At 42.2% G+C, this 10,179-nt stretch carries 8 protein-coding genes and 1 pseudogene; 3 read left to right on the top strand and 6 right to left on the bottom strand.

The features are described 5' to 3' along the window. From VE944_RS09840 to acs, 4 genes are all read right to left on the bottom strand, one after another. A partial coding sequence (locus VE944_RS09840; RefSeq protein WP_324975891.1) for a tetratricopeptide repeat protein occupies nucleotides 1–431 on the bottom strand: 431 nt, incomplete at its 3' end. 166 nt (nucleotides 432–597) lie between these two features. Then, a complete protein-coding gene (locus tag VE944_RS09835; RefSeq protein ID WP_324975888.1) occupies nucleotides 598–1,074 on the bottom strand; it encodes a DUF4365 domain-containing protein in 477 nt (158 codons plus the stop codon). A gap of 4 nt (nucleotides 1,075–1,078) precedes the next feature. Further along, entirely contained in the window at nucleotides 1,079–1,564 is a 486-nt protein-coding gene (locus VE944_RS09830) for a DUF4365 domain-containing protein (protein ID WP_324975885.1), read from the bottom strand. A gap of 126 nt (nucleotides 1,565–1,690) precedes the next feature. Then, nucleotides 1,691–3,664: an acetate--CoA ligase gene (gene acs, locus VE944_RS09825; RefSeq protein ID WP_324975882.1), complete on the bottom strand. Its 1,974-nt coding sequence runs from the start codon at nucleotides 3,662–3,664 to the stop codon at nucleotides 1,691–1,693. A gap of 230 nt (nucleotides 3,665–3,894) precedes the next feature. On the opposite strand from acs, the gene VE944_RS09820 reads away from it, so the two are divergent. From VE944_RS09820 to VE944_RS09810, 3 genes and pseudogenes are all read left to right on the top strand, one after another. Next, a complete protein-coding gene (locus VE944_RS09820; RefSeq protein ID WP_324975880.1) occupies nucleotides 3,895–4,371 on the top strand; it encodes a restriction endonuclease subunit R in 477 nt (158 codons plus the stop codon). Nucleotides 4,372–4,393: 22 nt separating this feature from the next. Continuing rightward, nucleotides 4,394–4,786, top strand: coding sequence for a helix-turn-helix domain-containing protein (locus VE944_RS09815; RefSeq protein ID WP_324975877.1), 393 nt, complete (start codon nucleotides 4,394–4,396; stop codon nucleotides 4,784–4,786). 173 nt (nucleotides 4,787–4,959) lie between these two features. After that, nucleotides 4,960–5,370: pseudogene (locus tag VE944_RS09810) on the top strand (transposase); the annotation flags it as partial. On the opposite strand, the gene VE944_RS09805 reads toward VE944_RS09810, so the two are convergent. After that, nucleotides 5,365–7,533, bottom strand: coding sequence for a type I restriction-modification system subunit M (locus VE944_RS09805; protein ID WP_324975873.1), 2,169 nt, complete (start codon nucleotides 7,531–7,533; stop codon nucleotides 5,365–5,367). The pseudogene VE944_RS09810 and the gene VE944_RS09805 overlap by 6 nt on opposite strands. A 799-nt stretch (nucleotides 7,534–8,332) precedes the next feature. Further along, nucleotides 8,333–10,045, bottom strand: coding sequence for a putative bifunctional diguanylate cyclase/phosphodiesterase (locus VE944_RS09800; protein ID WP_324975870.1), 1,713 nt, complete (start codon nucleotides 10,043–10,045; stop codon nucleotides 8,333–8,335). Nucleotides 10,046–10,179 lie beyond the last annotated feature (134 nt).

Raw genomic sequence — 10,179 nt, 5'->3', positions numbered from 1 at the left:
TAAACCATACCCATCGCATTGTGAGCGAGAGCATATTTTGGCTGGAGGCGAATGGCTTCTTGATAAGAGCTAATTGCTTCTTGTGGTTTCTTTTGCCGAAAAAGCACATTTCCTAATTGAAAGTGTCCAAAGGCATCGTCTGGAAATTGTTTAACGAATTTGCGTAAATTTTCCTCTGCACCTGTTAATTCTCCCTGATTAAATAAAGCATTGGCTTGTTGCAGCATCTGCGATCGCTCTGATGGCCCTGTGTCTGAAAACTGTGCTAGTTTTTGTGGTTGTCTCTCAACCGATTGTCCAGGGGAATGCAAAGAAACTGTTGCAGGAACCGCGATTGCTAATGGTGATAAACCAATTACTGTGATAATACTCAGCGTCATACCTCTAAAAGATTGAACAAATGCTGATTTCAGTTTGCGCTTCACCTTCATCGCTCTGAATGCCTCAATAATGTTCTATTCTTATAATAATCTGAGGATGCATTAGTAAGTCTGCAATGCACTAAAAATTGTGTCAATATGCTGACAGCACGGTGTCATTAAAATTCTAGGGGTGGGCGATCGCGCCTATTTGAAGAATAAATTTGTATGTGCATACTCATGTATTATTTCTATGGTCATACCAACTATTTATACTTGAAATAATACTAGCTATTTCTTTGTCATCAAGGTTTTTCAGTTCATCATCTTCATTAAAGTGCAATTTAACTTGCTTTTTTCCATCTATTTTAGGTTCTAAAATCCATTTATAATAACCTTGATCGTTTTCTAAAATAAAGAAAAATAGGCAAACAGGGAATGGTAAATCTTTAAACTTTTCTAGTCTACTCAACCTATTTTTGTCTAGCTTTAAAATATCATTATGCTTCTTTAAATTAGATGTCGAATCTGTTGCTTTTACTTCAATACCAAAAAGTCTTCCAGTATAAATTCCATCTTTGGTAATTGTGATTAAAAAGTCTAATCCTTGATTTGGTGTTGGCTGAGAAATAATCAAGTCATCACGACGAGTTAAGTAAACAACGGCAAGAGATTCTGCCCGTCTCCCAATATACCAAGGTGCTGTGGTTTTCATTGTTTTATCTCCAGTCTTGATCGGCAAACTTGGAAACTAACTGATTAGTGTGGTATCTACTCCAAAAATCATCAACTTCTTGCCATAGCAGTTCTCTATTTTGTTTAATAATTTTAAATTGAGTAGAAAGGCTTGACAGAGATTTAAGACTTTCACCATTTGCAGAAACCATGTAACCTATCTCTTGAATTTCATCGATACCTACTATATAAGTTGGTGCTGGATAAGATGCTAAACCAATTACATTTTCTTTTGGCACTTTCACATTCAAACGGTTATATTTTTTAGTGTAACCTTTTCTTGTTGTTTTCACTTGCACAAAGAAATAAGGAACAGATTTACCAGACCCTACCAACTCTACAATAAAATCAACATATTGCCATTTGTCTCCTAAAAACTGCGGCTTGAAAATAGGGCCAGCATGAGAGTGAAATTCCGTCATTAATACTGTAAAAATTGCTTCGCCTCTTTGCCCCAGTGCATCTCTCATTTATAGACCTATTTTAATTGAGCCTATTTAGCTAAGGGCAGGCTGTTTTGCCTACCCTATATTATTAAGGATTTCTTTATGTTACTTTGTTGTTAACAGACTCCTATTTTGAGAAATTTGCATTACTTACGCCCCTTCTCGCAATTTATCCAACACGCTTCTATCTTCCAATGTCGAAGTATCGCCAGATACCTCTTGTCCGGCGGCTAGATTCCGCAGTAAGCGCCGCATAATCTTACCCGATCGCGTTTTGGGCAAAGCGTCTGTAAAGCGAATTTCTCCCGGACGCGCGATCGCACCTATTTCTTTGACAACGTGCAGTTTGAGTTCTTTACTCAGTTCCTCACTTGCCTGATAAGTGCCTTCTAATGTCACAAAAGCAACTACTTCTTCACCTTTAAGTTCATCTGGCTTACCCACTACCGCCGCTTCTGCAACTGCTGGATGCGAAACTAAGGCTGATTCTACTTCCATTGTACCAAGGCGGTGTCCTGATACATTTAGTACATCATCTACACGACCCATTACCCAAAAGTAACCGTCTTCATCTTGCCTCGCGCCATCACCAGCAAAGTAAATATAGTTACCATCCTTGGGCGGAATGTGTTCCCAATAGGTGCGGCGGAAGCGTTCTGGATCGCCGTAGACTGTCCGCATCATTCCTGGCCACGGATGTCGCACAGCTAGATAACCGCCTTCGTTATTAGGTACGGTGTTTCCTTCCAAATCTACGACATCTGCAATAATTCCTGGGAAGGGAAGAGTTGCGGAACCGGGCTTGGTGGGAATTGCCCCTGGTAGCGGTGTAATCATGATACCGCCGGTTTCTGTTTGCCACCAAGTATCAACAATTGGACAGCGATCGCCACCAATTACTTTCTGATACCACATCCAAGCTTCTGGGTTAATCGGTTCGCCAACGCTTCCCAGCAAACGTAATGAAGATAAGTTTCGCGCATTAGGATGTTGTTCGCCCATCTTAACAAATGCCCGAATTGCCGTAGGTGCAGTATAAAAAATATTAACGCCGTATTTTTCAATTACATCCCAGAAACAGCCAGGATTAGAAGCACGGGGCGCACCTTCATACATCACAGTTGTTGCACCGTTGGAAAGAGGGCCGTAGACAATGTAGCTGTGTCCAGTAATCCAACCTACATCGGCGGTACACCAATATACATCTGTGTCTTGGAGGTCGAATATCCACTTGGTGGTTATATGAGTATACAAATTATAACCAGCAGTTGTATGCACTACACCCTTCGGTTTGCCCGTGCTGCCAGAAGTGTAGAGGACAAACAGCATATCTTCGCTATCCATTGGTTCGGCGGGACAATCTGCTGATACTCCTTTTTGCAAATCATGCCACCAATGATCGCGTCCCCCCAACTGCATATAAGTTTCTTGCCCGGTGCGCTTGACAACGAGGACATTTTCAACACTGGGAACAGCACCATCAGCTAAGGCTTTGTCTACCTGTTCTTTGAGAGGAACGATCGCATCTTTGCGCCAACCACCATCAGCCGTGATTACTAGTTTAGCTTGAGCATCAATTAAGCGATCGCGTAAAGCTTCGGCACTAAAACCACCAAATACTACGCCGTGGGGTGCGCCAATTCTGGCACAAGCTAACATAGCGATCGCAGCTTCGGGAATCATTGGCATATATATACCAACGCGATCGCCTTTTTTTACACCTAGTTGCTTCAATACATTGGCAAACTGGCAAACTTCCCGGTGCAGTTGGGCATAAGTGAGGGTACGCGAATCACCTGGTTCTCCTTCCCATATCAGTGCTGCTTTATTTTTGCGCCAAGTAGTGAGATGTCTGTCAAGGCAGTTGTAAGAAATATTAATTTTACCGCCAACAAACCACTTAGCAAAAGGTGGTTGCCAGTCTAATACTGTATCCCATTTTTGGAACCATTCTAATTCTGTTACAGCCAAATCTGCCCAAAATTGCTGCGGATCGGCTTTGGCTTTGTCGTAGAGACGCTGATAGTCTTCCAGACTTTTGATATGGGCATTCTGTGAGAATTCCGAGGCAGGATGAAAGAGACGATTCTCTTGGAGGATTGATTCTATAGTTGGTTGAGACATGGTTAGTTATGAGTGCGATCGCTATTGTTACTAAAAACCATTCTTAGCCCAGTTGTGCTAGATAATGTTTAGATTTTCGTTAAGCTAGGTAGAAATTGCCGAGTTACTTAGTTTACATTCATTTTCAGTTACCAAAAGCAAGCGATCGAGAAATTTAAAGACGTTTTGCAACCTATCTACTGGGAATGTTGCAATATTATAAGTAGTCTTGACAAGCAAACCCTAACACTATGCCTCTCACCGTCGAAGCTAGCAGTCTATCTCTCAACGATGTTCATCGGTTACTCAAACTAGAAGAACTTTCCAATGGTTCATTTACAGACTTCTTAACTTTAGAACCACTATCTGAGTTTGAACAGCAGGATTTATTGCGAATCAGAAATGACTTCCGTCGCTATTTAAGCGCAGGTAAAATTTCTGAAGGGTTGGTTAAATTCTTAACGATCGCACCCTTAATGCGGCTCTCAGGATTCTACGATGTGCCGATTCGGTTGACAATGGAAGATAGCATTGCGATCGCAGTCGAAGATGAAGATAGAAGAATTACGGGGCGGATGGATATTTTAGCAATCAATAATCCTCAAAGTAATATTGCACCGCCTTTTTGGGTTGTAGTAATTGAAACGAAAAATAGTGCGGTTGAAGTGGGTGAGGGTTTACCCCAATTGCTCACTTACAGCGCTTCCGCCTGTTATAAGGTACACTAGGTTAAAATATAAATACTTTTAAATGAAGTCATACTCTATCGAGCTTCGAGAAAAAATAGTTGCAGCACATATTCAAAAAAATATCTCAATCAGGAAAGTAGCTAACATATTTTCTGTCTCAAAGAGTTTAGTGCAAAAGCTTGTAAAACAACAAAAACTTGAAGGGAATTTACAACCAAAGCCGCGAGGAAAACCACAATTTAGTCATCTGACAAATGCTGACATAGAGTTAAGAGAATTAGTTAAAGCACATCCAGATGCAACATTGATAGAGTTGTGTGAATTATTTGCAGACAAGACTGGTAATTGGGTAGGTCGAAGTGCAATGTGTCGTGCCTTACAGAAATTAGGATTAAATCGTAAAAAAAAACATTGCGGAGTAGTCAAGCAGCAACAGAAAGAGTTCAAAAACTAAGAGTAGAATATTGGGAACAGGTCAGAGATATAGATCCAGATAACTTAGTATTCCTAGATGAGACAGGAGTTTTATTAGGCCTGGCAAGAACTCATGCGCGTTCGCAACAAGGAACAAGAGCTTACGACCAAAAACCATTTTACAGATAGCGCAGCGTTAGCGAGTCTTCGAGCGTCGGTGCAAAAGTCACAGTAATTGGAGCAATTAGTATTAAAAAAGTAGTGGCGTTAATGACGATGAATAACTCAATGGATAGCCAAGCATTTGATGTATTTATTGAGAAGTTTTTAGCGCCTAATTTATGGACAGGAGCAGTAGTCGTTATGGATAACTTACCGGCCCATAAACTAGCATCAATTGTACCAATGATTGAAGCTGTAGGTGCGAAAGTTATTTGTTTATCCTCATACTCTCCTGATTTTAATCCAATCGAGTTATGGTGGTCACAACTCAAATCTTTTTTACGCAGTTTTGCTCCAACTACAACAGAAATGGTTGATACAGTAATCTCAGTTGCACTCGACTTAATGAATCCTCAACATTTAAAAAACTGGTTTACTAATTGTTGCTATTGTACCTCATAACACCGGGAAGTGCTGTAGAATTCCAGATTCATCATATTCAGAAACCATTGAGCCAACATGACCAACATCAATTTTTCTAGCCACTTGAGATAAAGACTGAGTTGTGGCGCTACCTAATGCTTTAACAACACTCAAATATCCCTTTTGAAAAAACTCTGCATCAACTCTAAGACTTGCGTTGTTAAATTTTGCTTCGCTAAATAATAATTCAACTGCTTCCAGCCCATCCATTAACTGCTGATACCTCACAGCATCAAACGGCATAACAGATGGGCTGGGTTCAAAAAAACTGAAGTTCTCCTTTTTGGCAAACTCAATAAACGCTTCAGCAATGCCGTCTTCTGTCTTTCCTTCGTGGTTATACAGGTCGTGATCCACCACTAAATGTTCGTGATTATCTCGCAAAAAATCGCCCTCTACCCCAACGACTCGTTGCACCGGAGAAGGCGGCATCAAGTCGCTGAGTTCATCATCGGGCGGTGAAGCTGTAGACGATGAAATTTTGCGCCAGTTCTTCTCGCCTGAATTCTTCTTACCCTCCTTCCGCATTGTGGCAAAAAAAATGTTGTAGTCATCCTGGCGGGGGCAGAGTGCGCCTGCTTTGGGGTCGTCGTTCCATTTCTGCACAAATAGCACTGAGGTTTTTGTGCCTGTGTGCGGCTTAAAGGTGTTGCCATGTAGCCCCACCACTGCCAAAATTCGGCAGCGTTCCGCAATAAAATCTCGAATGTTCTTATCGGAAGAGTTGTTAAAGCGTCCTTGAGGAAGCACGATCGCCATTCTCCCCCCTGGTTTCAAAAAGTCCAGGTTGCGCTCAATAAACAAAATATCGCGCCCCACTTTACTTTGCCACTTGCCATCCGGCTTTTTCGCCAGATCGTAGCGGGCAATCATGCGCGGTTCTTTGATATCCCCCGCAAAAGGTGGATTCGCCATCAGCACATCAAACTGAAACTCTCGATAGTCTCTGCTACCTTTTGGCCGCAACCGTTTCAGCCGTTTGAATCCCTCATGGTAAATGTCATCCCAATCATCTTGCTCGGTGACTTCATCCCACAGTTCATAGTCCAGGGTGTTCAGGTGCAACACATTGGTCTGCCCATCCCCTGCAATCAAGTTCAGCGTCCGCGCCACCCGCACCGCCTTTTCATCAAAGTCGATGGCAAACACCTTGTCTTCTACATACTCTTTGCACCGGGGCGGCTTATCTTCCAGCGAAAACAAATGACTCGCTTGCAATCCCTCATCATCTAAAATCTGCCGCCACACATGAAAAATAGTATGCACCGGAAACCCCGATGACCCCGCAGCCGTGTCGATCATGTATTCATCTTCTTGCGGGTTGAGCATCTTCACACACATATCAATTACATAGCGCGGCGTAAAAAACTGTCCCTTTTCGCCCTTGCTGCTCTGGTTGATCAAATACTCAAATGCTTCATCGATCACATCCAGGTTGGAGTTAAACAGCTTCACATTTTCCAAGGACGACACGCAGACCGAAAGGTGAGACGGCGTAAGGCTAATTTTGGCATCCTCGCTAAACACCCCTTCCCATTTCCTCTTGGCTTTGTCGAATAAATCCTGAATCTTGGTTTTCAGTGCGGCTTCCGTCTGTCCCGTATTGCGAAATTCCAGAGAACGGGTTGATCGGCGGTTGCCCTGCCCAGAATACCATTCATCATAGAGCTTGGTGAAAATCAGCTTAAACAGTTCCTCAAATACATCCACCCCAGCATTTGCTAGCACCTCATCTTCCATTTCTTCGATCAAGGTCTTGAGAGATTTATTCTCCTTCACCAACTTGTCATTGGCGATCAAGTCTTCCAACGTAAACTTGATCTGGAGAATATCTGCCAGGGTTTGATTCGCATTGGGTAGCCCCGGAATGTCTTCAAAATAATTCGGGTCTTTGCGCTGGTAGTAGGAAATTTGATCGCCATTCGTCCAGACTGCGATCGGCGCACCCGTGGCATTATAGTAAGAGCGAAGCTGGTCTTTCCCATCCTTCAGCTTTGGCTTCTTTAGCTCCACGATCATGTAAACCGTGTTAGGACGGTCTTTGTCCATCACCACAATGCCTGCCCGTTTCACCTCTCGCCCAAAGTTTACCCCATACTCAACCTGAATGCGACTGAGGGGATAGTGCAAGCGATCGCTCAAAACCCGTAAATATAGTGTTCACCTTTGTTATAAACATGCTTTCTTTGTAACTCCAGATGAAGCTCTGCAACGCGAGATTTGAAGGCGATACCATTATTATCTTGATTGTTTAGAAGACTAACAAGCCTATTCCGAAAGTTATTGGGATGAGCCTTTATCTCATTTATTGTTTCTCTGTCAGTTCTGAGCGTTGGATAATAATTTTTATACCAAGCATTGAAAGTAATCTAAGCTTTAACGAATTGGGTAAAGTAATCTATTGAAGCAAGAGTTTTCCATTTCTCAGAGTTTTCGGTATACAAACTAGGCATAGCTAGAAGTCATTTTTAGCAGAAGTAAATTGTACCAGTTTAAATTATCTTTCAGAATTTTGGCTAAGTTTATCAAGCGCTACAGGGTCAGGTTTAAGGGCATTATCAGTTATACAGCTTCGCGCCATTCTAGTCACTGCCTGATAAATTTTCTTAATTCTTTAATGGCGATCGCTTGTTGAGGAGCCTTGTCTAACTGGTATAGCAACGGACAGGTGGGTTAGGACAGCAATAAAATCACAAAGTACGCTGTTGAAGACGTGTTTATTGCCAACTGTCCTAATAGCTTTGGCTACTGCTATATCTTCAAATGGCTCTGCGAATTTACCAATGGATTCTAATGCGGCTAAACTCGGGCAATTTTTTGTGTGGTAGCAGGGCTTCCACACAAAAAGAATCTCAATCTAGGTGCGAACGCTATACAAGTATTCGGGTGATCACCGAGATAGGTGCAAAATGGAACACGTTGTAATGCCTTAGGCATCTACCTATACTGCAATTGTCTCAATCTGCTGAGAAATTTTCTGCAACATTGGGGCAATTACCTCAGCAGGGACAGGACGACTGAAGTAGTAACCCTGACCTTCATCACATCCCTGCATTTTCAGGTAGTCAAGCTGTTCTTGGGTTTCCACACCCTCTGCCGTGATACTCAACCGGAGGCTTTTTGCAAGGGCAATAATGGCATTGGTGACGGCTGCGCTATCAGGATTAGACATGACATCCTGCACAAATGACCGATCGATCTTCAGTATATTCACAGGAAAGCGCTTCAAATAGCTCAGGGAGGAATAACCAGTGCCGAAGTCGTCTAGAGCCAACCATATACCCAGTTCTCGTAATTGTTTTAAGGTTTTAATTGATCGCTCAATGTTACCCATCAAGAAGCTTTCCGTTACTTCCAGTTCCAGATCAGATGCTTGGAGTTCAGTCTCCTCAAGAATTTGATTGATGACTTCAACCAGATATGGTTGTTCAAACTGTCGAGATGACAGATTCACAGACATCCTAATTGGGGTAAATCCAGCAAGCTGCCAAGCACGGTTTTGGGCGCAAGCAGTTCGCAAAACCCATTCGCCAATTGGTATGATCGCACCATTCGCTTCTGCGATCGGAATAAACTTTGCTGGAGAAATCATACCCAAAGTAGGATGCTGCCAGCGAATCAACGCTTCCACAGCTGTAATTTGTCCGCTATGTAAATCAATCAGAGGTTGATAGTAAACCACCATTTCGTTGCGTTCAAGCGCCCCATGTAATTCATTTTCTAATGTCAGTCGCTCCTGCAATTGAGCATTAATTTCCGGTGAATAGAATTGATATTGGCTACGCCCTTGCTGCTTTGCCTGGTAAAGCGCTATATGAGCCTGTTGCAAAAGTTGGTCTACGCTATTGTGATCATTTAAGTCATTAATTGTAATCCCAATGCTGGCGGTGATATGAATCGAGTTACCCCCAACAGAAAAAGGTTTGCTCAGGGTACTCAATAGCATCTGAGATAGCTTAATCACACTTTCAAAAGAATGAATCTCTGTTCGGACAAGGGAAAATTCATCTCCGCTCAAATGGGCAAGAATATCTGTTTGTGTTATGCAGGTTGATAACCTCTGGGCAACTGCTCTTAACAACAAATTTATTACCTCATGTTCCAACCCATGACTTATCCCAGTAAAATCATCAATACTTAGCAAAAAGACAGCTACAAGGCGCTGGTTGTTTTCAGGTTTGGATAGAATTTCATGAAGGCGATCGCAGAATAAATCACGATTGGGTAATCCAGTCAAGTCGTCATAATTACTGATGTAGTGAATTAACTCATCTAATTTGTGAAGAGTTTGTGAGGTATTTGCCATCAATGTACCCGCTTCATCAGCAAATTCTGTGGGCAATTCAGGTAGGGTTTTGGTATTCAAATAATTTTGCAATGTAGCAGATGTCAAAATGACCGGTTTGAGGAGATGGTTTAGCGCATAGAGGGTGGCGGCTGTACCCGCTAACGTCGCCAACAGAGCAATAATCATAACTCGCGCCGCCATCTCCCAAGAATAGGAGTTTGAGACGACGAAACTCAAAAGTAAGGTCAAAAGTGGTACGTGAGTGCCCAAAAATGCCACTAACATAATTTTAGCGGTGTAACTTTTTTTGAGCCATCCGAAATTAGCTAGGAATGAGTAGAGGTAGAGCTTGTGATTGAGTTTCATAAATAATGTTTGATAGTTGGCTAATTAGTTCCGAGCTATCCTGGCAAAAAAGTATTTTTAGTTCGCAATTTAGTGGAATAAGCTCTCGTGTAACCCAACCCTGATCAGGTTATATATTATGCTTCCCAATTAGT

This window comes from Nostoc sp., from assembly GCF_035638895.1.
Taxonomy (GTDB): Bacteria; Cyanobacteriota; Cyanobacteriia; order Cyanobacteriales; family Nostocaceae; genus Nostoc.
Note: the sequence above shows the minus strand (reverse complement) of the source record. Positions and strands in the feature narration are given on the sequence as shown.

Bases quoted from the DNA above. Each gene is read 5' to 3' on its own strand.
- acs (WP_324975882.1), bottom strand. From the start codon at position 3,664: ATGTCTCAACCAACTATAGAATCAATCCTCCAAGAGAATCGTCTCTTT.
- VE944_RS09800 (WP_324975870.1), bottom strand. From the start codon at position 10,045: ATGAAACTCAATCACAAGCTCTACCTCTACTCATTCCTAGCTAATTTC.
- VE944_RS09830 (WP_324975885.1), bottom strand. From the start codon at position 1,564: ATGAGAGATGCACTGGGGCAAAGAGGCGAAGCAATTTTTACAGTATTA.
- VE944_RS09820 (WP_324975880.1), top strand. From the start codon at position 3,895: ATGCCTCTCACCGTCGAAGCTAGCAGTCTATCTCTCAACGATGTTCAT.
- VE944_RS09815 (WP_324975877.1), top strand. From the start codon at position 4,394: ATGAAGTCATACTCTATCGAGCTTCGAGAAAAAATAGTTGCAGCACAT.
- VE944_RS09835 (WP_324975888.1), bottom strand. From the start codon at position 1,074: ATGAAAACCACAGCACCTTGGTATATTGGGAGACGGGCAGAATCTCTT.